The following is a 22,616-nucleotide window of genomic DNA, read 5'->3' on the forward strand; positions in this document are numbered from 1 at the left end:
TTGGTTATAATTTTAATGGTACTTTTCTAAACTCATCTTCTTCAGTGCTTTCAATACCTAGCGCTTTATAAATATAGGCAAAAGTCGATAAAATTTCTGGCTTACCGTCAATTAGCGCAACATCATGTTCAAAATGCGCACTCGGTTTTCCGTCTGCAGTAAGTATAGTCCAGCCGTCTTTAAGTTGTTTAATATTTCGAGTCCCCATATTTATCATGGGTTCTATTGCTACCACCATTCCTTCAACAAAAAGTTTGCCTCGCCCTCTTTTTCCATAATTTGGCATTTCAGGATCTTCATGCATTTTTTGTCCTAAACCGTGGCCTACTAATTCTCGAACTACTCCATAACCATGATTTTCGGTATATTTTTGAATCGCATTGCCTACATCTTCTACACGATTTCCTGCTTTAAATTCTCGAATACCAACATATAAACTTTCTTTGGTTACTTTAAGAAGCTTTTTAGTTTCTTCAGCGACTTCTCCTATTTCAAATGAATAGGCATGATCGCCATGAAAACCATTTTTAAAAGCACCACAATCAACTGAGATTACGTCTCCACTTTCTAAGGGTTTATCGTTTGGAATTCCGTGAACCACTTGTGCATTTGGACTCATACAAAGAGAGTTCGGAAAACCGTATAAACCTAAAAAGCTAGGTACGGCACCATGATCTCTAATAAATTCTTCTGCAAGTTTGTCAAGATATAAAGTAGAAACGCCAGGTTTAATCTCACTGGCAATCATCCCTAAAGTTTTTGAAACAATTAAAGCGCTTTCACGCATTAATTCTATTTGCTCTCGTGTTTTTTGAATAATCATAATAGCATTTTACAAGCGGCAAAAGTAACCATTTTATATCATTTAATCTGGATTTGCCATGATTTTAAACAACTCTGAATTGGAAATATAGAATCGATTTTCTATTGCTATTTCAGATAATTTTGAGGAAACTAAATTATTTTCTCTAGTATTGATTAAAAAAAGTGAACTTTCGCCAAAATTAAAAAGACGTTCTTCAGAGTTTAACATTATTGAATTGTCATTAACCAATTGTTTTACAAAATCTCTTTGTTTAACAAGAGACTGTATTTCGAATTTTTGGGCATTAATTTTATTGTTCAGCTGTACTCTTTCTAAATCTAGAGTGAATTGCGTTTCTTGAACTTTAAATTTAGCTATTTTTAGACTTCCTCTTTCCTTTCTTAAAAACAAAGGAAAATAAAAGTTCATACCTATTTTATAATTTTCAAACCGATAATCATCAAAATAACTAGGTTCTGATAAATACGAATATCCGACATCTATTTTTGGTAATAACATATTAGCTTTAAGTTTTCTGTCTACATTTAGAATATCTATTTTGCTTTGTAATGCATTAATTTTGGGATGGTTTTCTATCGAGAAATCACTGTTCAACAAATCATTGGTTCTCAAAGTTTCTTGTATAGTATTGTCTAATTGTAACTCTGGAATAATACCGTCAGAAAGTTCTAAAGGGATATTGTTTTCGAGCCATAAAAAATTAGAAAGTTCTAATTTAGCTTTAGTTAACTTTAAATTAGAATCTTCTAGACTAAGTAGCCTGTTTTTTACAATAATTCCGGCTTCTACACTATCAATTGCAGGTTTGTCCCCTTCTCTAATTAAAGATTGAATGCCTTTAAATCGAATTTGAGCATTTTTTGTAAAATTTTCATATAATTTTAGCTCATTAAAGCTTCTTTTCCAATTAAAATAAGCAATTGAAGCATCATAAAATACCGCAATAGCCTGAAGCTTTCTTTCAGCATCGCTTAAACGGATTTGCATTTTTGCTTTTCGTAAATCGGCCATTCGTTGATTGATCCATAAGCCTTGTCCTAATGGAACTGAAATTCCTAACGAAGTTAATCCTTGATTTGGAGCAGTATTTTCTGGATTTAAAAAAACGCCTTCGTTATTATCAAATCCTGCTTTAATTTCTACTCCATACCAAGTTGGAATTTTAAAACTACTATTTAAAATAGAAAAATATTCACTTTGTTTGAATTGTTTTTGGCTAAAATCAACTTCAATTTTTGGATCAAAACCACCACGAGCCATCATCAAATTAGCTTGTGCTTTATTAATCTCTAAATTTGCATTTTTTACTAAAGGATGGTATTTTTTTACAAATCCTAAATATTCATTATAGCTCAATTCTTTTAGCTTTTGGTCAATATCTTGACAAAAAGCCGAAATGCTAAACAATAAACAAACTACAACAACCTGCCTCATTACTTTTTTTCTTTTGATGTTTTTGTAGTTGGATTGTAATAGTTTGGCGGGAAACCATTTAAGGTTCTCCATAACTCAAACCAAATAGGGACATCGTTTAATAATGCTATTGTTTGTGCGCCAGCACCTATACTTAATTGTTTTGGCCATTTTTCTTCATCCTTATCAGGTGCAATTAGTACTCTAAATTTACCATTATCACTGATAAAATTTTCTACTGCAACTATTTTTCCTCCAAAGGTTCCGTAGGACATGTCAGGCCAACCTGAGAATACTATTGTAGGCCATCCATCAAACCAGACACGAACTTTTTCTCCTTTTTTTACTAGTGGTAAATCTAATGGAGTAATAAAAGTTTCTACGGCAATATCATAATTAGAAGGCATAATACTTACAATTGAAGTTCCCTCTTTTATGTTCTCTCCAATTCCAGATTGTAATGCACGGTTTACATACCCATTTTGAGGTGCTTTAATATAATACATTCCGTTTCGTATACTGTAATTAGCATATTGATTTTCGAGTTTGTTTACTTGAGCTTTTGTATCAAACTGATTACTCAATGCTGTAAACTGGTCACTTCTTGCTTTAGCACCTTTCTCGTCATACTCAGCAATAATTCTATTTATCTCTACTCTAGCATTTATTAATTCATTTTTACTTGTTAAAAGTTTGTTTTCTTGAGTAATTATTTTGGCATCAACATCTTGTAATTTTAATCTTTTTTCTTCGACATCAGTTAATGGTTTAAGACCGTCTTTATTTAACTGAACCGCACGATTAAATTGGGTATTTGCAATTTTAACTTGAGTTTTAACCGCAACTAAATCGATACTGTCACTAGTTACTTTTAAAATAGACTGACGAATTTTATTTCGTGCTTGTTCTAGTTTTAATCTTTTTTCATTTTCAATAAATTGTATTTGAGAAGACAAAGTGGTGACTTTTCCTGAATAAGACTCAACTGACATTTTTTTTGCATCCATTTGGTCTTTAGTATTTTTTACTAAATTAGGGTCTAAATAATCTTCTTTTATCTCAGATATAAATAAAATGGTGTCTCCTTTTTTTACAAAATCACCTTCTTGAACATACCATTTTTCAATTCTCCCAGAAATTAGTGACTGTATGGTTTGTGGTCTTTGATTGGGCTTTAATGTTGTTACGGCTCCAGATCCTGAAATGTTTTGTGTCCAAGGAACAAATAAAAAGAGCACTGCAATAATCGAAAAGATAATGATTATTCGATTTAAAATTTTATAATGAGGTCTGTTTGCTAAATTTTTAATTGTAGAATATTGACCTAATAATTTTTGATCTGTTTTGTTTATTTGTGATAAATTAAGCATAATTATTATATTTTTTGGTCTTTAATAATTTCTCCTTCATTCATGATGATTTCTCTTGAACAATTATTTTGCCAATGTTTGTTTTTAGACGAAACAATAACTGTCCATTTATTTTTGCTAGACATCATGAAATCAATAATTTCATTTGCCGCTTTTTCATCCATTTTATCTATAGGGTCTTCTAAAAACAGTATTCTGGGCTTGTTAATAATGCTTCTAGCCAAAAGAATTTTTTGAGCATTTGAAGACGACAATTGTTTTCCTTCAGGAAAAATAAGCGTATCTAATCCGTTGTTTAAGGTTTTTACATAGGGAGTGAGTTTTACCGCATCTAGAGCCCATTTTATGTCTTCCTGAGTTATTGCTGGATTATTAAAAGTAATGTTCTCTAAAATAGTTCCTTCAAAAGGTGTTTCTCCTTGAATGATTGAGCCAATATGAGAACGATATTGTTTTAAATCGATTTTATTAAAGGTGTCGTCATTAATTGTAAATGATCCAGATGTGGGTTGAATAAGCCCAGAAAGCAATCGAATTAAAGTAGTCTTTCCTGATCCGTTTTCTCCATTGATAATAATTTTTTCTCCTTGATTTACAGATAATGTAATATTGTTTAATGCATTTTCTGTTGCGTTTGGAAATTTAAATTTTAAATTCTCAGTTTCAATTGAAATATTTACAAAACAGTCAGTTATGATTTTATCAGATTCTTTTTCAATATTCATATCCGTTACTTGACCAATTTTTTCTATTGATGTCAAGACATCGTAAAAAGTTTCTAGTCCGACTACTATTTTTTCAACAGAATTAATTACTAACAAAATAATAATTTCTGCAGCGACAAATTGTCCTATGTTCATTTGTTGATTAATAACTAAAAAACCACCAATTAGCAAAAGACTTGCTGTAATTATCGATTTAAAAATAATTAGTTGGGTAAATTGCCTCTTTATAACATTAAAGTGCTTTTCGCGATAGGATAAGTAATCGCTTACTAAATGGTCGTTTTTTTGCAAAGCATAATCAAAATTGATTTGTTTTCTAAAACTAAAATTATTTCTAGCAATTTCTTGAAGCCAACTTGCAGCCTTATACTTGTATTTTGATTCATATAAACTGCTCTCTAGTCCTGGCTTATATGAAAACTTAAATATAGAGTACAATAAAATTATTAAAAACAGTCCGAAAACAATAAAAAAAGGATGGTATAAAGAAAGCAAGATAATTCCAAAAAGTATTTGTAATAATGCTGCCGAAAAATCAATTAATAATTTTGATGTCCCTTTTTGAATTGAAATAGTATCAAAAAAACGGTTGGCTAACTCAGGCGGATATATATTATAAATGTCTTCAAATTTAATTTTAGGCAATCGATATGCAAAATCGAATGAAGAGCGAACAAATATTTTTTGTTGCAAATTTTCAGTAATTCTTAATTGCATTAAAGATAAAATCCCTACAAAAACAACACCGAGTACAACTAAGAATACTAATACTATCCAAGAAGTACTAATTCTTCCTGACTGAATAAAGTTTATAATTGCCTGAATACCTAGCGGAAGAGAAAGGCTTACTAATCCTGAAAAAATTGCATAAAAAAAGATTTGGGTTACATCTTTTTTATCTAAACTTAAAAGGTCATAAAATCGTTTTAATGGTGTCATTCTATTTATTTTTTTAACGTTGTTTCAACTAAATTGATATAAAAATGGGTCGGGCTTACTATTTCATTACAATCCGTTATTGATTTTAAATGATTTTTTAAAAAATGTTGATGTAATGCTCCTTCAACAATGTTTGAAGCTAAACTTTTAGCAAATATATAATTTGGATTTACTTCTTTAATCATTATGACCATTCTATTTATCACTCTTTTATAAATGATAAAAAATCCCTCTTTATTTTCGTTGTCAACTTCTTTGTTGTGAAGTGTTTTAGTGAATTCCGTAATAATTATTTTGTTTAAAATAGATTCGTTTATATGTTCTGTTTTAAAATCGTCTTCTATGTTTTCAGTTACAATAGTAATTGCTTTTTTTAGCTTATCAAAAGAATCAAAGATGTTATTTGTAGCAAAAACCAATCGATACTCCATCCAACTCCAATACCACGAGGAAAGATAAACTAATAATTTGTGTTTATTTTCAAAATACCTATAAATAGAACTTTCGTTAGAGCCAATCAAGTCACCTAGTTTTTTGAAGGTAAATTCTTCAAAACCAATTTCGTCAATAAGTAGTATACTTTGTTGAATGATTTTTTTTCCTAATACAGAAGTTTCAGGATCTTTTACATAGATTTTACTGTTGACTTGAATTTTTATATTTGCTAATAAATGTTCCATATGGATTATTGAATAATTATTTAAAATTATTTTTTGCTTAAATCAAAATTAAATACAGTATTTACAATGATGCCATTATTGTTTTGAAATACATTTCTGCCAGATTCCTCTCGTCCCAATTGTAAAATTTGATTTAAATAGCCTGCTTCTATTCGAAAAGTCTTGTTAAATCTATAGCCAAAAACTAAACCCAATCGGTTTTGATCAAATACATTTTCGTTTACATTTTCGCCAAAACCAATGAATACTTCATCATAAATAGCAAAATAGGGAGTTTTGTCGACAATCGTTTTTCCCTTCAAAGGAATTTGAGCTCTAAACATATATCGAAGTCTATTCATGAAGAGATAATCGTCTTCAGAATTTAAATTAGCAGTGCTATATCGTCCTACCCATCTTTGTTCTAACATAAATCGATGTGAAAGATCTACAACAGAAACTTTGTCACTTATTGTAGCCATTTGAAAACTTCTATGTTCAGTAAAGTCTTTGCCAAAACTATTTAAAGGAATATCTCCATAAGGAAAGGTTTCTATCCAAGCATAGCCCAAACGAAGTTGAATTTTCTGATTCAGTTGATAATTTACTCCCACCCTCAAAAGGCTTTGTTGCCAATTTGTAATCAGTTCATCTCTACGCCATTGGTATTCTGAATGGATTCCGAATTTTTGATTTAGCTTGAATGAACCTGTAAATGTGTACCATCCTATAGAATTATTGTCAGTAATTCTAGTGTTTTGAGAAAAACCGCTTATAAAAACTAATAACAAGGGTGCTAAAAACTTTAATTTCATGATGCTTATCGATAGCTAGTTTTTAAAAATTTATTTTAAATCCAAAATTTAAATTCTTTATATCTTGAAGTTCATGCTTGATTTTATTATTATTTAAATCTAAAAAGTTCAACTGATTTAGCCCTCTTACTTCTACTGGAATTTCTTTAAAGAAGTTATTATTTAAATATAAAGATTCAATACTTTTGAGTTTGAAAAAGTTTTTAGGCAAATGCTTGAGATTGTCATTTTCTAAATGTAGAATCCTAAGATGTGGTAACAAACTTATTACCTCTATATTTTCCTCTAACTTTAAGTTTTTTTCATCATTTAAGAAAAGTTCTTCTAAATTTGAAAGTTGACTAAATTCTTTAGGTAATATTTTAAAATCATTACCGCTCAAATCCAAAACTTTTAATTTTTTTAGATTTTTAATTTCTTTAGGCACCTCTTTTAAATGGTCATTTTTAAAACTTAAATATTCTAAATTAACGAATTTATCCCATGAAATAGATTTAATTTCAATTTTTTGATTACTTAAATTTAATCGAAATACTTTTTCAGGATTTTTTAAAGCCTCTTCAATATTGACATATTCTTTTTTGATTGCAAGAGAATCTACTTGACCTATTGAATGGTTATGATTTAACAAACTCAAAACAAAAATAAATAAATATATAGTTTTCATAATTTAACATTTAGAGTTTAAGTAATATTTTACCGTACAAATATAATAGTATTACTATTAATAATGAAATTTTAACTTTTATTTATAACTATTAAAAGAATCATTCTATAAAAATTTAAGACATGAGTTTTATCATGTTTAAATTCTCATTTAAGTTCTATTTTTGATTAAAATTAAATGAATTATGGGAAAGTACGTAACAGCAGAAGAGGCTGTAAAAATTGTTCAATCAAACAATAGAGTTTATGTTCAAGCTGCTGCAGCTTGTCCTACAATTTTAACAAAAGCACTTTCTGAAAGAGCTTCAGAGTTAAAAAATGTAGAGGTTTGCCATTTACACACTGAGGGGCCAGCTCCATATGCTAATCCTGAGTTGGCCGAAAGTTTTCATGTAAATTCTTTTTTTATAGGTAGAAATGTACGTCATACATTATCCGCTGGGAATGGTTCTTATACTCCAGTTTTTTTGAGTGAATTGCCTTATTTATTTCGTAAAAAAGTATTGCATTTGGATGTTGTTTTTATTCATGTTTCGCCACCAGACATTCACGGCTATTGTTCGCTTGGAGTTTCGGTTGAGGCTACACTTGCTGCAATTGAAAATGCAAAAACGGTTATTGCTCAAGTAAATCCTCAAATGCCAAGAACTTTTGGCGATGGAATTTTACATGTTTCAGAGATTGATTATTTAGTAGATGTTGATTTGCCAATTTTTGGTCACGAAATGGATGCCATTTCTCCTTTGGAAGATAAAATAGGAACCTATATTGCCTCTTTGATTGAAGATAAAAGTACTTTGCAAATGGGTATTGGCTCTATTCCAAATGCTGCATTAACCAAATTAACGAACCATAAAAACTTAGGTTTACACACAGAGATGTTCTCTGATGGAGTTATAGATTTGATTAAAAATGATGTCATCAATTGTAACTATAAAGGAACTTCAAGAGGACGTGCATTGGCAACTTTTTTAGTCGGTTCAAAAAGATTGTATGATTTTGTAAATGACAATCCATTTATTGAAATGAAAGAATCGTCAATAGTTAATGATACTGCAAGAATTAGGAAAAACCCTAAAATGGTAGCTATCAATTCGGCAATTGAAGTTGATGTTACTGGTCAGGTTTGTGCTGATTCTATAGGAGGAAAAATGTATTCTGGCGTTGGTGGTCAAATGGATTTTATTCGAGGAGCATCCTTAAGCCCAGGCGGTAAAGCGATAATTGCCTTGCCATCTGTAACTAAAAGAGGTGAAAGTAGAATAGTTCCTTTTCTTAAACAGGGAGCTGGCGTAGTTTCTACCAGAGCGCATGTACAATACATTATTACTGAATATGGCATAGCCGATTTGTATGGAAAAACCCTTAAACAACGAGCGGCTGAAATGGTCAAAATTGCTCACCCTAATCATCAAGAGTCGATTGAAAAGGGGTATTTTAATTTAGTAAATGCAATATAAAATTATAAAAGCTCCAAATTGGAGCTTTTATAATTTAAAGTAACGAATGTCTTGTCATTACTTCTGGTTTTTCAATTCCCATTAAATCTAAAATAGTTGGTGCTAAATCGCCTAAAACGCCATCGTGAATTTGTTTTAATTCATTGTCAACCAAAATTATAGGAACTGGGTTTGTCGTATGAGCGGTGTTTGGGCTTCCGTCAGGATTAATCATAGTTTCACAGTTCCCATGATCGGCAATGATTAAGGTCGTGTAGTTATTTGCTAAAGCAACCGTTACTACTTTTTCGACGCATTTATCTACTGCCTCGCATGCTTTTATCGCTGCTTGCATAACTCCTGTATGTCCTACCATATCTCCATTTGCAAAATTCAGACAAACAAAATCTACTTCACCTTTATTCAACTCTGGAACTAAGGCATCGGCTAATTCGTAGGCGCTCATTTCGGGTTGTAAATCGTAGGTAGCTACTTTGGGAGAGTTTTTAAGAATTCTACTTTCGCCTTCAAAAGGCAATTCTCTACCGCCAGAAAAAAAGAATGTCACGTGTGGATATTTTTCTGTTTCGGCAATTCGAATTTGTTTTTTGCCTGCTTTTTCTAAAACCTCGCCTAATGTTTCGGTTATGTTATCTTTGTTGTAAACAACTTTTACATTTTGATACGTTTCGTCATAGTTAGTTAACGTAACATAATATAAATTGAGTTTATGCATGTTTTGTTCGTGAAAATCTTTTTGAGAAAGCGTTTCTGTTAGTTCTCTTCCTCTATCGGTTCTAAAATTAAAGAAAATAACAACATCATTTTCTTTTATGGTTGCCAATGGTTTGTCGTTTTCATTCACTACAATAATTGGGTTAATGAACTCATCAGTAACATTATTTTTATAGCTTTCTTCGATACTTTCAACCGCGTTTTTAGAATGAGTTCCAGTTCCGTTTACTAATAAATCATAGGCCAGTTTAACTCTTTCCCAGCGTTTATCTCTATCCATCGCATAATAGCGACCTATTACAGAAGCTAATTTTACAGGAGTATTTGCTATATAATTTTCTAAATCTTGAATGTATTTTTTTCCTGATTTTGGATCAACATCTCTACCGTCAGTAAAAGCATGAACAAATACTTTTTGTAATCCGAAATCTTGTGTTGCATCGATTAATCCTCTAAGATGCGAAGTGTGGGAATGCACGCCGCCGTCTGAAACTAATCCTAGGAAATGTACGTCTACATTTTTGTCTTTTGCATATTGAAATGCTTCAACAAGTATAGGTTCTTGATTTAATGTTTTGTGCTCTACCGCTAGATTTATTTTGGCTAAATCTTGATATACAATTCTTCCTGCACCAAGATTCATGTGGCCTACTTCGCTGTTTCCCATTTGACCTTCGGGTAAACCAACATTTAAACCATCAGTTCTTAATTGTGCACTTGCATATTTAGTGTAGAGCGAATTTATAAACGGCACATTCGCATTGTCTATAGCTGAAACTTTAGGGTCTGGAGATTTACCCCATCCGTCAAGAATCATTAAAATTACTTTTTTGTTCATTGTATTTTATTTATTTCATAGGTTTATGAACCTAGTTTTAGAATGAACAAAGATAAAGCATTTTAATTTTTTTGAATGAAATTTACCATTGATAATTTGATAATTATTTAGAGGGAAAAGGATTATCTTTTCAAATAATTGTAATCAATAAAATAGCGAATGCTTACAGAGAAAATATGGTCTAGATTATCATTCCTAATAGCATCACTAAAATTTCTGCCAAGTTCTTTACTAAAATCAGTTCCTTGTGTAAAAGTAGAAAGATTAAAGTTTCTGTATAATACTGAAATTTGACTGCCAGGAGCAAACCACCAAGTGTAAGACAAATCAAGATTCCAAGTATTAAAATTGGAGTCTATGTTTTTGTTATACGTTAAATTATCAACTACGGAACCATCGTCTATCAAGGTTAAAAACTGTCTGTTTTTTGCGTATGCCCAATAATGGCGAATTGATAAATTGAAAGTCATGTTATGGTTTAAAGCATATTTTCCTTGAAGCGCATTGCCATACGAAATTACATCGCGTCGTGTAAATACGCTTAAATCATCAAAATCTTGAGCTGAACCAACATTATTGTTTTGCCTTAAAAAATCAAGTTCGTATACCAATGTAAAATGGTTGTTGAAACGATATCTAGGGTTAAAAAGTAATCTATAGTTTACTCTCTTTTTTTCGTTTAAAATTCTATATTGTGCATTTAAATCGACAGCAAAACGTCGGTTAAAATTAGAGGAAAAATAAGTCCAAAAACGAATGCTTTCAGGATTAGTTAAAAATTTAGAATCATCAAAACTTCTGGGTTCATAAAAATCATTGGTTTTTAGGGGAGATGCAGAAATGCCGTATGCTAAATAATCATTTTTACGACTTGTTGTTTCAATACTTAAATCGATATTGCCATTTTGAAGTAGTCCTGTTCTGTTTTCAAATTCACTGTAAAGATTAAGTCTAGTAAAAAAGGTGTTGAATTTTTTTGTAGGATTTAAAATACGATAACTTACATTAGCATTTAGCGAATGAAAATGAGTTTGAAATAAAATCCCTAAATCATTACTGTCAAAATCTTTCGAAATGTATTTTCCTCCAATTCCGTAACGGAATTTTCCAGAAGTTTCAGCCAAGTTCAGCGAAGTGTTTATACCGGTTTTGTTATTGGCTATTGATTGATTAATAAAACTATACTTAAAATCACCGCTTATATTGTAAGTGTTGGCTTTGGTATTTAGATCCCAAACGGCTGCCGAAACATTAGCATCTCGAAATTCTCCATTACGAGTCACATTAGTATTTACGAAAGAAACGGAAGAATTTTGATTAAAACGTTGATCTAAAACCAAAACATTATAATTGGCTAGTGGTTCTAATAATGAGGTTCTTGTTTGATTGGTATTATTGTCTTTTATAGAAACATCTGTTTTTTCAGTAATAGCATTTAAAACCCCAACACCTAGACCGCTTTTTGATCGACCTGAAATTTTTAGAGCATTTAATAAATTGATTGAATTTGGATTTTCAACAATTTCCTCATCATCGTTTAATTGGACTGATGCATTATTTTCGCCTATTCTTCTAGAGTAAAATAAATCACCTTTTTGAAACAAATCAGTTCCTTCTGTAAAAAAGGGGCGGTTTTCTGTAAATTGTTGTTCAAAAGGAGTTAAATTTAGTATTACATTATCAAATTTTACTTGTCCAAAATCGGGCACTAAAATTGCATCTAAAGTAAAAGCGTCACTTATACCATATTTTATATCTAATCCTCCTTTGAATTGTCCTAGAGTTTTTTGTGAATCATTGGAGTTGAGATAAAAGGACGAATATGGAATAAAAAACAATCGTGTTGCAGTTTCTATATCATCAACACCTTCTAGAATACCAGATTGAGCACTTTCGTTATCTATAGTAGCGTCTATAAAATTCCAAGTATAAGCTTGTCTGTCTCTACGAATTTCGCGGTAAAAATTAATACCCCAAGTTTGTTGTTTTTTGTTTGAAAAACGCAATGCTGCATATGGAATTTTCATTTCTACTACCCAGCCATAATCGGTCATTCTTGCTTTGCTTTCCCAAATGGCATCCCAAGTAAAATCTTCATCGTTTTGATTTGTAAAAATACAATCAGCTTGAACTCCTGCTGCGCTAACATAAAATCTAAAATCTTGCTGACTGTCATTAAAGCCATTTATGAAAATCCCAAAGTTTTCAGCTGTTCCAAAATTATCTCTTTGGGTTATTTCTTTAAGAATTTTATTGGGTTCATCATCATACATTTTTGCAGCAATATAGATGGCATTGTCGTTGTAAACTATTTGAACCTCAGTCTTCTTCTCTTTTGAAATGGGTTTTCCATTATCTGGAGAAAACATAACAAAATCAGTCGCTATTGGTGCATAATCCCAAATAGGTTCATCAAACTTTCCATCTACAGTGATATTCCCCGAAGTTATTGCACGTAAAACTTTCTTTTGACCGAAAGATTTTAAATGAAATAGAGCAAAAGAAAACACTACTAATAAGCGAAAGTTAGTCATAAAAAACATGCTTAATCCTACAAAAATAACTAATATATCGATAAACACAATTATAATAAAAATATATTTTATGAAGTCTCGTTATCTATTGAAATTTCTTTCTCAAACATAAAATGAAGTTGTTATAAGATTTCTACTATGAATTATATTGTGCTTAACGATTTTTTGTTAATATCCTTTTTTAGGATGTTTAATTTGACAGTTGGCACGGATTTTGGTTAAATTAATTTTAATTTTGTCTCACAAATAAAACAAAACCAATGATTTATAAAACATTTCCTCTTTTAATATTTTTATTATTGTCTTTTGCTTCAAATCATAAAAAGGAAGTAAAAATGAAGTTAACGGATACAACAGTTGTTTCTGAGATTGATACGAAAGTGAAAAGTGTTTATTTTGGTTTAAATTCAAATAATTTAGAATTGCCAAAAATAGAAAGCTTCTCTGAAGCTTTAAAAGGATTTTATTTGTTAAAAGAAAAAGGTATTGTCAAAAAAGATGTCTTGACTTTAATTGATTTTAGTTTGTCGTCTAATACTAAAAGGCTTTGGGTAATTGATTTAGTTTCAAATAAAATTTTATACCATTCTCTTGTAGCACATGGAAGAAATACAGGAGAAGAATTTGCAACATCATTCTCAAACCACGCTTCTTCTTTTAAAAGTAGTCTAGGGTTTTATTTAACAGGAGAGATTTATCAAGGAAAACATGGGAGCTCTTTAAAATTAGATGGACTTGAGAAGGGATTAAATGATAATGCTAGAGAAAGGGGAATAGTAATGCATGCTGCTAATTATGTTTCAAGTTTTTTTATTAAAAACAATAATAGGTTAGGAAGAAGTCAGGGTTGCCCTGCAATACCAGTTGAGTATTCAAACCAAATTATAAATGCAATAAAAAATAAATCATGCTTATTTATTTATCATCCAACTATAAATAGCTATAAGTCATTAAACTTGATCTCTTAATAATAAGTGTATTTATTTACTAATGAATTAATAATAAATGTCTTAGTGCAATTAATTTTATTATATAGAAGTCTTGTAAAAAAAGAAACTATTTTTTTTGTAAAAAACTTGCAACAAACTAAACTTATTAATTATATTTGCACCGTTGTAATGCGAAAGTAGCTCAGTTGGTAGAGCTCCAGCCTTCCAAGCTGGTTGTCGCGAGTTCGAGCCTCGTCTTTCGCTCTTAATCTAAAAGTCTAAACGAAAGTTTAGGCTTTTTTTGTTATTATATTTTTGCTAGTCTTAATTTATTATGTTGTTTTTTTAAATTTAAAGAACACTTATACTTACTTTTGTTGAGAACCAACCAATTATGTTTTTTTTCATGCAAAATAAATTAATCTTTAAACTAATTTTATTTATTGTATTCTTTTCTTACTACAATGGTATTTCTCAGGCTTTAACAAGTAGCAATTTACCAATAGTTATAATCTCTACAGAAGTTGATCCTATTACCAATCAAAATACAGAAATTATTGACGAATTTAGAGTCACAGCAAATATGAAAATAATTAAGCGTCCTGACGGGACTACTAATTATTTAACTGATAGCAATATTACTCCATATTTAAATTATGACGGCAAAATAGATATTGAAATCAGGGGTTCGTCTTCTCAGGGGTTGCCCAAGAAACCATACGGTTTTAGTACATTGCTAGAGGATAATAGTAACAATAATGTAAGCTTACTTGATATGCCAAAAGAAAACGATTGGGTTTTAAATTCTTTAGCATATGACCCGTCTTTGATCAGAGATTATTTATCTTATAATTTATCGAGACAAATGGGGAATTACGCACCTCGAACAGCTTATTGTGAGGTAATCATAAATAATAAATACCAAGGATTGTATCTTTTACAGGAAAAAATTAAAGCTGATTCTAATAGAGTTAATATACTTAAAATGACCACAACCGATAATACATTACCAAATATTAGTGGGGGTTATATTACAAAAGCCGATAAAACTACAGGAGACGATCCAGTAGCTTGGACAATGCCTTCTTATTCTTGGCCACCAAATTTTATACATGACTTGCCTAATCCTGCAGAAGTTACAACTCAACAAAATGATTATATTAAAGGCCAATTCTTTAGTTTGGCTTCTACCTCAAAGGCCAATAATAGTAGTTTTAGTAATGGTTATCCATCTTTTATTGATGTGCCATCTTTTATTGATTTTATGATTTCAAATGAATTAGCTTCTAATCCTGATGGATATCAGTTTAGTACTTATTTTCATAAAGAAAGGAATGGAAAATTACGTGCTGGACCAATTTGGGATTTTAATTTAACCTACGGAAACGATTTGTTCGATTCAGGTTATGATAGAAGTAAAACGGATGTTTGGCAGTTTTCCGATGGTGAAAATGACGGAGCAAAATTTTGGACTGATTTATATAATAATGCAACCTTTAAATGCTATTTGTCTAGGAGGTGGAATCAACTTTTGGAATCAGGACAGCCATTAAATTATGCTATTTTGGTTCAATTTATAGACAAAACAGTTAATATCATTAGCGAAGCCTTAGTTAGAGAAAATGAAAAGTGGGGAAGAATTCCTGATCATTCTATTGAAATAAGTAATTTAAAAGCATTCTTATCAACAAGAATTTCTTGGATGACCAATCGTTTGGGTTCATTTTCAAATTGTAATTCAATCGTAACTCCTTCATTAGTTATCAATAAAATTAATTACAATCCTCTTAAATCTACTGATTTTCCTGAATCTAATGATTTAGAATTTATTGAAATTAAAAATACAGGAACAACAACAATAAATCTTACAGGATATTATTTTAAAGAATTAGGATTAACCTATATTTTCCCGCCAAACTCAACTATTTCATCAAATAAGAGTATTTATTTGGCAAGTAATTCAACTGTTTTCAAAGAAAAATACGGCATTACAGCTTTCGGACAATTTACACGTAATTTATCTAATAGTTCCCAAAAATTAGTGTTGGTTGATGGATTTGGAAACGTAATTGATTATGTAGAATATTTTGATAAATCACCTTGGCCAGATGCTGACGGAAGCGGAAATTATTTGCAATTAATCAATACTACTTTAGATAATAGTTTAGCATCAAGTTGGGTTGCTGCAAATAATGAAACTTTATTAAACACTAGTTTTATAGACAATGAAGACGTGTCTATTTATCCAAATCCAACATCTCATATTGTAACGATTCGATCAAAAAATCAAATTTCTAAAATTAATGTTTTTGATGTTTTAGGTTCAATAATTTTAAGTGCTAATAGCAACTCTTATTCTTTTTCAATCGATTTTAGTTCCTATTCTAAAGGAATATATTTTGTTACTATTTTAGACGAGTTTGGTTTAAGGACTAAGAAAATAGTTAAGCAATAAGATTAATATAGAACTCACATGGAATTATTTAAAAAGTTAAATGAAAAAGCAAAATCAGTAGTTAATTCAGGTTTTGGTTCTAATGCTAACAATTACGGAGGTCGTTTTTTAAACAAAGACGGGTCAGCAAATGTAAGTAAGCGCGGAATGAATATTTTTAGCCGAATTAGTTGGCATCATACAATGATTGAATTGCCAAGTTGGAAGTTTTTAACTATCTTATTTGCTTTCTATATAGTGATAAATTTTATTTTCGCATTTGGATATTACTGTATTGGAATAGAATATTTAAACGGAATCGATCCTTCAGGATCAGAATTATATAAATTTTGGAAAGCTTTTTTCTTTAGCACGCAAACATTTACAACAGTAGGGTATGGTCATATAAGTCCTAATGGCATTTTATCTAGTGCTTTAGCTGCCACAGAAGCATTGATTGGTTTATTGAGTTTTGGTATTGCGACCGGTTTGTTTTTTGGAAGATTTAGTAAACCAACCGCTTATTTAAAATTTTCTCATAATGCAATAATAGCTCCCTATGGAGAAATTTCAGCATTAATGTTGCGTACAACACCCTATAAGAATACCAACTTTACTGATGCTGAGGTTAAAATGACTTTAGGAATGCAAGTTGAAGAAGATGGAAAAATGACAAATAAATTTTACGCATTAGATTTAGAATTGAGTAAAATTAATTTATTAACATTGAGTTGGACACTAGTTCATCCTATTACAGAAAATAGTCCATTATATAAATTTACAAAAGAAGATTTTGAAAACATAGAAGGGGAAATTATGGTTTTTATCAAAACTTTTGACAATATGTTTAGCGCAGTTGTAAATACCTCAACATCCTATACTTTCAAAGAAGTTATTTATGGAGCAAAGTTTGAAATTATGTATTCACAAAATAAATCTAAAACAATTTTACATTTAGATAAATTAGACTCTTATCATAAAGTTGATATTGATTAGTTTTTAGTTACAAAATTTCAATATTATACTTTTTAAGTTCTTCTAAAACTTCATTTGAAGAGTAATCAAAAGTCTCTTCATGTTGGTCTCTTTCTTTTCTAGTAGCTATTCTTTTTATACAGCTAAAGAAACGTCTTTTTTCTTCCAAACTTGATAATGCTAGTCTTGGTACTTGCACAGAATTTCCTAATTTATCTTTTGCAACCATAGTAAAGTATGACGAATTGCAATGATTAACTGTTCCTGTTTGTATGTTTTCAGAATCTACCCGAATACCTACAACCATCGATGTTTTTCCTACATAGTTTACAGAAGCTTTTAATGTAACCAGTTCTCCAATTTCTATCGGACTTAAAAAATCTACAGTGTCTACTGATGCAGTAACACAATAGGTTCCTGAATATTTTGAAGCACAAGCAAATGCAATTTGATCCATTAATGATAAAATATAACCACCATGAATTTTTCCGTTAAAATTAGAATGAGATGGCAACATCAATTGCGAAATAGTAATTTTAGATTCGCTTACAGTTTTATATTCTAGATTCATTATTTTATAGTGAATGGTGAATTTTCTTTTTCGACTTTAACAACAAAATGCTTGCTTTCTCCCCACCAAGGAAAGGTTTTGTATCTTTCTTTATACGTAACTTTTACATATTGACCTTGTAAATCATTTAAATCGTCTATAACTTTTTGATCGCTATCTAAAACAGAAAATGTAAAGATATGTGCGCCAGTTATGCCGCGACTTATCTCGCCTTCCCAAGTTTTAAAAACGACGCCTTTGTGACTTAATTTTATTAATTCGCCAGCACGAACCCCTTCGCTATAGGTTGCATAATAAGCAAAAGTAAAGTAAGCAGTAATGCCTAAAAAAATAGTTAGTATAAAATAAATTACAAATTTTCTCATAACGCTTAATTTAAAAGTTCGTTTTCTTCAATTCCTGAACGTTTCAAAATACTATCGGGTAATGATTTTTTGGCTTTGGCTCCCATTTTTTTGAGATTTTCAACTCTATTAATTAAATTTCCAGAACCGGTGGATAGTTTATTCATTGCATCAGCATAAGAAGTTTTTGAATCGTCAATTTTTTTCCCTACGGCAATTAAATCGCTTAACAATCCATGAAATTTATCATACAAAGCTCCAGCCTGACGTGCAATTTCAAAAGCGTTCTCTTGTTGCTTTTGGTTGGCCCACATGCTGTCAATAGTTCGTAAAGTAGCTAGTAAAGTTGAAGGAGTCACAATGACTATATTTTTCTCAAACGCTTTGTTGTATAAAGTTACATCTTCGTTTAATGCAATTGCAAAAGCAGGCTCTATCGGAATAAATAGCAATACAAAATCGGGACTTTCTATTTGGTATAAATCATGGTAATTTTTTTCGCCCAATTGCTCAACATGACGTTTTATAGAACTGACATGTTCTTTCAAATAGCCGTTTTTTATAATGTCCTCTTCTTCATTAATATATTTTTCATAAGCGGTTAATGAAACTTTAGAATCGACAATCATCTTTTTCCCGTCAGGCAAATTAATAACGACATCAGGATAAACTCGTTGTCCATCATCATTTGTATGCGATTGTTGTACATAATATTCTCGATCTTTTTCTAAACCTGATTTCTCTAAAACCCGTTCTAAAACTAATTCGCCCCAATTGCCTTGCATTTTGCTATCCCCTTTTAGCGCTTTTGTTAGGTTGACGGTTTCTTTACTCATTTGTTCATTCATTTCACGTAAACCTAAAATTTGCTGACGTAAAGCGGCATGGTAATCGATACTTTCTTTGTGGGTGTCTTCGACTTTTTTCTCAAATAATTGAATTTTATCTTGCAAAGGCGACAAGATGTTTTTCATATTTTCTTTATTCTGTTCGGTAAATTTATTCGATTTTTCTTCTAGAATTTTATTGGCTAAATTCTCAAATTCTTTGGTAAATTTTTCTTGCAGTTTTTCTACTTCTTCTTTTTGTTCTTTGTTGCGTTCCCATAAATTGTCAAAATCTACTTCTTTTTTAGAAAGTTGAATGGCTAAACTGTCTTTTTCAGTTCTAATACTTTCTTTCTCTTTATTGGTTTCTGAAAGCTGTTTTTCAAAATTAGATTTGTCTATTTGAATTTGTTCTTTAATGGTAGCTAGCTGATTGTTTGATGCCAATAATTTTTCTTCTAAACTAATTTTGTCGGTTTGAAATCGTGCTGAAAAAATAATTTTTCCAATAAAAATACCTATTCCAAGGGCAATTATAAAAACTATTAAAAAGGGAAACAAGTTCGACATAAAAAGCAATTTTTGTAAAAAGTAAAAGTAAGGAATATTATCAATTTTAGAATTTTAAATTACAGAATTTAAAAATGTATTTTTGTTCCAATTATAAAATTTAATATGCATCGTCATTTTATTCTTCATAAACCCTATGGTTATTTAAGTCAATTTGTTTATCAGCTCAAACGAAATAAGAAATTATTAGGTGAATTGTATGATTTTCCATCCGGAACTATGGCAATTGGGAGACTTGACGAAGATTCTGAAGGACTACTTTTACTAACAACAGACGGAAAAGTGAGCGAGCAAATTTGTAGTAAAAAAGTGGATAAAGAATACTATGTTCAAGTAGATGGAATCATTACTGAAGAGGCTATTAAACAATTAATGACTGGAGTTGAAATAGGTTTTGAGGGTACAAAATACATGACCAAGCCTTGTAAAGCTTTTATTGTAAATGTAATTCCTGATTTTGGGGCAAGAGCAAAGAAGATTCGCGATGACCGTCATGGGCCAACATCTTGGGCGTCAATAATTGTAAATGAAGGTAAGTTTCGTCAAATTAGAAAAATGACCGCTGCCGTAGGATTTCCTACTTTACGATTGGTAAGAGTTCGAATAGGAAACGTACATTTGAATGCTTTAAAAGCAGGAGAAGTTGTTGAGGTAGAAAGTTTTTTAAATTTCAATAACAATGGCAATAACAATATCAATGAAAAATTATAAATACAAATGTTAAACATCGTATTGGTAGAACCCGAAATACCAAATAATACTGGGAATATTGGTCGGTTGTGTGTAGGAACAGAAAGTCGTTTACACTTAATTCATCCTTTTGGATTTGTGATTAACGATAAGAATTTGAAGCGTTCTGGACTCGATTATTGGGTGCATCTTGATGTTACCGAATATCAGAATGTAGCTGAGTGGAAAGCCAAAATTACTGATGAATCTCGAGTTTTTCTAATGAGTTCACATGCAACAAAATCCATTTATGATGTAGAATATCAAGATGGCGATTGGTTGGTTTTTGGAAAAGAGAGTGTGGGTTTGAGCCAAGAGGTTTTAGATCAATTTGAAAATCATTTAAAAATTCCGATGTCAAACTTAATTCGAAGTTTTAATGTTGCCAATTCTGTGGCTTTTGTGGTTGGGGAAGCGAAACGACAGATATCATTGACTAAAAGATAGTTTAAGATATTACGAACTTTCCTTTTTCAGCATCAAAAACAATGTGCTCATCTTTAAATAAAGTTTTAAAAACGCCTTTACTAATTAAATTACAAGGTTGATCTTGAACAACGGTTTCAGAAGTCATTAGTATCATTTCATCACTTAACTGAATTGCCAAATCAATATCATGGCTAGAAAACAAAATGCATTTGCCAGTCTCTTTAGCCAGTTTTTTCAACAGTTTAAATACTGATACTTTGTGTAGTAAATCTAAATGAGTTGTGGGTTCGTCTAAAATAATTAAAGGTGTGTCTTGTGCTAATGCTCTTGCAATCAATACTTTTTGTAATTGTCCGTCACTAATTTCATAATGCTTTTTGTTCGCTAAATGACTAATCTGAGTCAATTCTATCGCTTCATGAATTTTAGTGTTATCCTCTTTACTTAGTTTACCAACCCAATTCGTATAAGGTTGTCTGCCAAGAGCAATGAGTTCAAAAACAGTAAGATTGCTTGGGGGTAATTTTTCAGTTAGAACCAAACTTAATTGTTGTGACAGTTCCAATGGTTTATATACTTGAATATTTTTTTCATTCAAAAGAACCTGACCTTCCAACGGTTTTTGAATCCCACAAAGTGTTCGTAATAAAGTCGATTTTCCTATTCCGTTTGCTCCAATTAAGGAGATGAGTTTTCCTTGCTGTAGATTTAAATTGATATTTTGAGCAATACAATTTTTTTCCTTCTTAGTTGAATAACCAATGGATAAATTTGAAGTGGAAAGGACGTTTTTAGTACTCATTATAATTTTATTTCAGAATCAAATTAAACTTTTCTTTCGAACCAGTAACCAAATTACAATTGGCGCTCCAATAATTGATGTTATTGCATTAATTGGTAATGTAAATTCTAATCCTGGCATTTGAGAAATCATATCGCAAAAAAGCATCAGTATTCCTCCTATTAAAATGGTGCTCCAAAACAAGATTTTATGATTACTCGTTTGAAAAAGTAATTTTGCCAAATGTGGAACAGCCAAACCTATAAAAGCAATTGGGCCAGCAAATGCAGTAATACTTCCCGCTAATAGACTAGTAGCAATAATAATGATATATCTCGATTTTTTGATGTTCAAACCCATACTTTTCGCATAGTTTTCTCCTAGTAATAATGCGTCTAAAGATTTTATAGAAAACAAACTCAAAAGCAATCCTAATACAATAACAATGGTCAAAATAAGAATGTTTTGCCAAGATAAGTTGCCTAAATTCCCCATACTCCAAAAAGTAAATTTTTGAAGTTGTTCTGCTGAACTGAAATAACTTAAAACGGAAACTATAGAACCAGTAAAGCTACTAAACATTAAGCCTACAATTAAGATGGTTGCTGTATCTCTAATCTTTACCGAAACGACTAAAATTAAAAGCAATACTAAAAAGCTTCCAAGACATGATGCCAAAATTATTCCGTATGATGAAAGCAAAATTGAAGCTAAAAAACCAGGTAAAAATCCTGAGCCTAAAATAACTAAGGCAACCCCTAAACTTGAACCAGAGCTTAAACCAAGCACATAAGGACCTGCAAGAGGATTTCGAAAAAGTGTTTGCATCAATAAACCGCTAATTGATAATCCCACACCAACTAAAATAGCTGTTATGGCTTTAGGCAATCTAAAATTCACAATGATATATTCCCAAGTTTCTTTACTTGAGGATAATCCCGTTAAGCTTTTAAAAACTTCTTTTACAGGAATGTTAACTTGTCCTAGCGAAATGTTTAATAGGAACACCAAGAACAATACGACTAGTAATGAACTAAATAAAATTTTATTTTGACTTTGATTATTCAA

20 protein-coding genes and 1 tRNA gene are annotated in these 22,616 nt (G+C 30.7%); 7 read left to right on the top strand and 14 right to left on the bottom strand.

Annotated elements, in window-relative coordinates:
• Positions 1-4 precede the first annotated feature (4 nt).
• The 7 genes from map to ACFQ0S_RS06800 are packed head-to-tail and all read right to left on the bottom strand — an operon-like array spanning position 5 to position 7,414.
• A complete protein-coding gene (gene map, locus ACFQ0S_RS06770; RefSeq protein ID WP_379759716.1) occupies positions 5-823 on the bottom strand; it encodes a type I methionyl aminopeptidase in 819 nt (272 codons plus the stop codon).
• Between the two features lie 42 nt (positions 824-865).
• Complete coding sequence (locus tag ACFQ0S_RS06775) at positions 866-2,260, bottom strand: TolC family protein (RefSeq protein WP_379759713.1); 1,395 nt, start codon at positions 2,258-2,260, stop codon at positions 866-868.
• Positions 2,260-3,609: an HlyD family secretion protein gene (locus ACFQ0S_RS06780; RefSeq protein WP_379759710.1), complete on the bottom strand. Its 1,350-nt coding sequence runs from the start codon at positions 3,607-3,609 to the stop codon at positions 2,260-2,262. Before ACFQ0S_RS06780 ends, ACFQ0S_RS06775 begins: the two co-directional genes overlap by 1 nt.
• Positions 3,610-3,614: 5 nt before the next feature.
• Positions 3,615-5,273: a peptidase domain-containing ABC transporter gene (locus ACFQ0S_RS06785; protein ID WP_379759707.1), complete on the bottom strand. Its 1,659-nt coding sequence runs from the start codon at positions 5,271-5,273 to the stop codon at positions 3,615-3,617.
• A 5-nt stretch (positions 5,274-5,278) separates the two neighbouring features.
• The gene (locus ACFQ0S_RS06790) at positions 5,279-5,953 is read right to left on the bottom strand and encodes a TetR/AcrR family transcriptional regulator (protein WP_379759704.1); all 675 of its coding nucleotides are present in this window, start codon (positions 5,951-5,953) and stop codon (positions 5,279-5,281) included.
• 26 nt (positions 5,954-5,979) lie between these two features.
• Positions 5,980-6,747: a DUF2490 domain-containing protein gene (locus ACFQ0S_RS06795; protein WP_379759701.1), complete on the bottom strand. Its 768-nt coding sequence runs from the start codon at positions 6,745-6,747 to the stop codon at positions 5,980-5,982.
• A 22-nt stretch (positions 6,748-6,769) separates the two neighbouring features.
• Positions 6,770-7,414 carry a leucine-rich repeat domain-containing protein gene (locus ACFQ0S_RS06800; protein ID WP_379759698.1) on the bottom strand — a complete coding sequence of 215 codons (645 nt, stop codon included), beginning with the start codon at positions 7,412-7,414 and terminating at the stop codon, positions 6,770-6,772.
• A 184-nt stretch (positions 7,415-7,598) separates the two neighbouring features.
• Between ACFQ0S_RS06800 and ACFQ0S_RS06805 the strand changes: the two genes are divergently transcribed.
• Positions 7,599-8,873 (top strand): acetyl-CoA hydrolase/transferase family protein, encoded by a 1,275-nt coding sequence (locus ACFQ0S_RS06805; RefSeq protein WP_379759695.1) that lies wholly within the window; start codon positions 7,599-7,601, stop codon positions 8,871-8,873.
• A gap of 34 nt (positions 8,874-8,907) precedes the next feature.
• Here the strand turns inward: ACFQ0S_RS06805 and gpmI are convergent, their stop codons facing one another.
• Positions 8,908-10,425 (bottom strand): 2,3-bisphosphoglycerate-independent phosphoglycerate mutase, encoded by a 1,518-nt coding sequence (gene gpmI / locus ACFQ0S_RS06810; protein ID WP_379759692.1) that lies wholly within the window; start codon positions 10,423-10,425, stop codon positions 8,908-8,910.
• 122 nt (positions 10,426-10,547) lie between these two features.
• Positions 10,548-12,959: a DUF5916 domain-containing protein gene (locus ACFQ0S_RS06815; protein WP_379759689.1), complete on the bottom strand. Its 2,412-nt coding sequence runs from the start codon at positions 12,957-12,959 to the stop codon at positions 10,548-10,550.
• A gap of 260 nt (positions 12,960-13,219) precedes the next feature.
• Between ACFQ0S_RS06815 and ACFQ0S_RS06820 the strand changes: the two genes are divergently transcribed.
• The 4 genes from ACFQ0S_RS06820 to ACFQ0S_RS06835 all read left to right on the top strand — a co-directional run bounded on the left by ACFQ0S_RS06820 (position 13,220) and on the right by ACFQ0S_RS06835 (position 17,318).
• Complete coding sequence (locus ACFQ0S_RS06820; RefSeq protein ID WP_379759686.1) at positions 13,220-13,927, top strand: murein L,D-transpeptidase catalytic domain family protein; 708 nt, start codon at positions 13,220-13,222, stop codon at positions 13,925-13,927.
• A gap of 152 nt (positions 13,928-14,079) precedes the next feature.
• Positions 14,080-14,152 (top strand) — tRNA-Gly (locus ACFQ0S_RS06825).
• Positions 14,153-14,294: 142 nt separating this feature from the next.
• Positions 14,295-16,343: a CotH kinase family protein gene (locus ACFQ0S_RS06830; RefSeq protein ID WP_379759683.1), complete on the top strand. Its 2,049-nt coding sequence runs from the start codon at positions 14,295-14,297 to the stop codon at positions 16,341-16,343.
• Between the two features lie 18 nt (positions 16,344-16,361).
• The gene (locus ACFQ0S_RS06835) at positions 16,362-17,318 is read left to right on the top strand and encodes an ion channel (RefSeq protein WP_379759680.1); all 957 of its coding nucleotides are present in this window, start codon (positions 16,362-16,364) and stop codon (positions 17,316-17,318) included.
• Positions 17,319-17,325: 7 nt separating this feature from the next.
• Here ACFQ0S_RS06835 and ACFQ0S_RS06840 read toward each other — a convergent pair whose 3' ends face one another.
• Genes ACFQ0S_RS06840 through rmuC form a run of 3 tightly spaced genes read right to left on the bottom strand, consistent with a single transcriptional unit; the run spans position 17,326 to position 19,609 of the window.
• The gene (locus tag ACFQ0S_RS06840; protein ID WP_379759677.1) at positions 17,326-17,868 is read right to left on the bottom strand and encodes an acyl-CoA thioesterase; all 543 of its coding nucleotides are present in this window, start codon (positions 17,866-17,868) and stop codon (positions 17,326-17,328) included.
• The gene (locus ACFQ0S_RS06845) at positions 17,868-18,233 is read right to left on the bottom strand and encodes a 6-phosphogluconate dehydrogenase (protein WP_379759674.1); all 366 of its coding nucleotides are present in this window, start codon (positions 18,231-18,233) and stop codon (positions 17,868-17,870) included. The genes ACFQ0S_RS06840 and ACFQ0S_RS06845 overlap by 1 nt, the downstream gene beginning before the upstream one ends.
• A 5-nt stretch (positions 18,234-18,238) precedes the next feature.
• Complete coding sequence (rmuC, locus tag ACFQ0S_RS06850; protein ID WP_379759671.1) at positions 18,239-19,609, bottom strand: DNA recombination protein RmuC; 1,371 nt, start codon at positions 19,607-19,609, stop codon at positions 18,239-18,241.
• 105 nt (positions 19,610-19,714) lie between these two features.
• Here rmuC and ACFQ0S_RS06855 point away from each other — a divergent pair, with 105 nt between their 5' ends.
• On the top strand, positions 19,715-20,320 hold the full coding sequence (locus ACFQ0S_RS06855; RefSeq protein WP_379759668.1) for a pseudouridine synthase: 606 nt from the start codon (positions 19,715-19,717) through the stop codon (positions 20,318-20,320).
• A 6-nt stretch (positions 20,321-20,326) separates the two neighbouring features.
• The gene (locus tag ACFQ0S_RS06860) at positions 20,327-20,785 is read left to right on the top strand and encodes a tRNA (cytidine(34)-2'-O)-methyltransferase (RefSeq protein ID WP_379759665.1); all 459 of its coding nucleotides are present in this window, start codon (positions 20,327-20,329) and stop codon (positions 20,783-20,785) included.
• Between the two features lies 1 nt (position 20,786).
• On the opposite strand, the gene ACFQ0S_RS06865 is transcribed toward ACFQ0S_RS06860, so the two are convergent.
• Positions 20,787-21,569 (bottom strand): ABC transporter ATP-binding protein, encoded by a 783-nt coding sequence (locus tag ACFQ0S_RS06865; protein ID WP_379759662.1) that lies wholly within the window; start codon positions 21,567-21,569, stop codon positions 20,787-20,789.
• Between the two features lie 18 nt (positions 21,570-21,587).
• Positions 21,588-22,616, bottom strand: coding sequence for an iron chelate uptake ABC transporter family permease subunit (locus ACFQ0S_RS06870; RefSeq protein ID WP_379759659.1), 1,029 nt, complete (start codon positions 22,614-22,616; stop codon positions 21,588-21,590).

The organism is Flavobacterium myungsuense, from assembly GCF_042677265.1.
Classification (GTDB): domain Bacteria; phylum Bacteroidota; class Bacteroidia; order Flavobacteriales; family Flavobacteriaceae; genus Flavobacterium; species Flavobacterium myungsuense.

Excerpts from the sequence above, each read along its gene's own strand:
- map (WP_379759716.1), bottom strand. The coding sequence starts at position 823 with ATGATTATTCAAAAAACACGAGAGCAAATAGAATTAATGCGTGAAAGC.
- ACFQ0S_RS06775 (WP_379759713.1), bottom strand. The coding sequence starts at position 2,260 with ATGAGGCAGGTTGTTGTAGTTTGTTTATTGTTTAGCATTTCGGCTTTT.
- ACFQ0S_RS06780 (WP_379759710.1), bottom strand. The coding sequence starts at position 3,609 with ATGCTTAATTTATCACAAATAAACAAAACAGATCAAAAATTATTAGGT.
- ACFQ0S_RS06785 (WP_379759707.1), bottom strand. The coding sequence starts at position 5,273 with ATGACACCATTAAAACGATTTTATGACCTTTTAAGTTTAGATAAAAAA.
- ACFQ0S_RS06790 (WP_379759704.1), bottom strand. The coding sequence starts at position 5,953 with ATGGAACATTTATTAGCAAATATAAAAATTCAAGTCAACAGTAAAATC.
- ACFQ0S_RS06795 (WP_379759701.1), bottom strand. The coding sequence starts at position 6,747 with ATGAAATTAAAGTTTTTAGCACCCTTGTTATTAGTTTTTATAAGCGGT.
- ACFQ0S_RS06800 (WP_379759698.1), bottom strand. The coding sequence starts at position 7,414 with ATGAAAACTATATATTTATTTATTTTTGTTTTGAGTTTGTTAAATCAT.
- ACFQ0S_RS06805 (WP_379759695.1), top strand. The coding sequence starts at position 7,599 with ATGGGAAAGTACGTAACAGCAGAAGAGGCTGTAAAAATTGTTCAATCA.
- gpmI (WP_379759692.1), bottom strand. The coding sequence starts at position 10,425 with ATGAACAAAAAAGTAATTTTAATGATTCTTGACGGATGGGGTAAATCT.
- ACFQ0S_RS06815 (WP_379759689.1), bottom strand. The coding sequence starts at position 12,959 with ATGACTAACTTTCGCTTATTAGTAGTGTTTTCTTTTGCTCTATTTCAT.
- ACFQ0S_RS06820 (WP_379759686.1), top strand. The coding sequence starts at position 13,220 with ATGATTTATAAAACATTTCCTCTTTTAATATTTTTATTATTGTCTTTT.
- ACFQ0S_RS06830 (WP_379759683.1), top strand. The coding sequence starts at position 14,295 with ATGCAAAATAAATTAATCTTTAAACTAATTTTATTTATTGTATTCTTT.
- ACFQ0S_RS06835 (WP_379759680.1), top strand. The coding sequence starts at position 16,362 with ATGGAATTATTTAAAAAGTTAAATGAAAAAGCAAAATCAGTAGTTAAT.
- ACFQ0S_RS06840 (WP_379759677.1), bottom strand. The coding sequence starts at position 17,868 with ATGAATCTAGAATATAAAACTGTAAGCGAATCTAAAATTACTATTTCG.
- ACFQ0S_RS06845 (WP_379759674.1), bottom strand. The coding sequence starts at position 18,233 with ATGAGAAAATTTGTAATTTATTTTATACTAACTATTTTTTTAGGCATT.
- rmuC (WP_379759671.1), bottom strand. The coding sequence starts at position 19,609 with ATGTCGAACTTGTTTCCCTTTTTAATAGTTTTTATAATTGCCCTTGGA.
- ACFQ0S_RS06855 (WP_379759668.1), top strand. The coding sequence starts at position 19,715 with ATGCATCGTCATTTTATTCTTCATAAACCCTATGGTTATTTAAGTCAA.
- ACFQ0S_RS06860 (WP_379759665.1), top strand. The coding sequence starts at position 20,327 with ATGTTAAACATCGTATTGGTAGAACCCGAAATACCAAATAATACTGGG.
- ACFQ0S_RS06865 (WP_379759662.1), bottom strand. The coding sequence starts at position 21,569 with ATGAGTACTAAAAACGTCCTTTCCACTTCAAATTTATCCATTGGTTAT.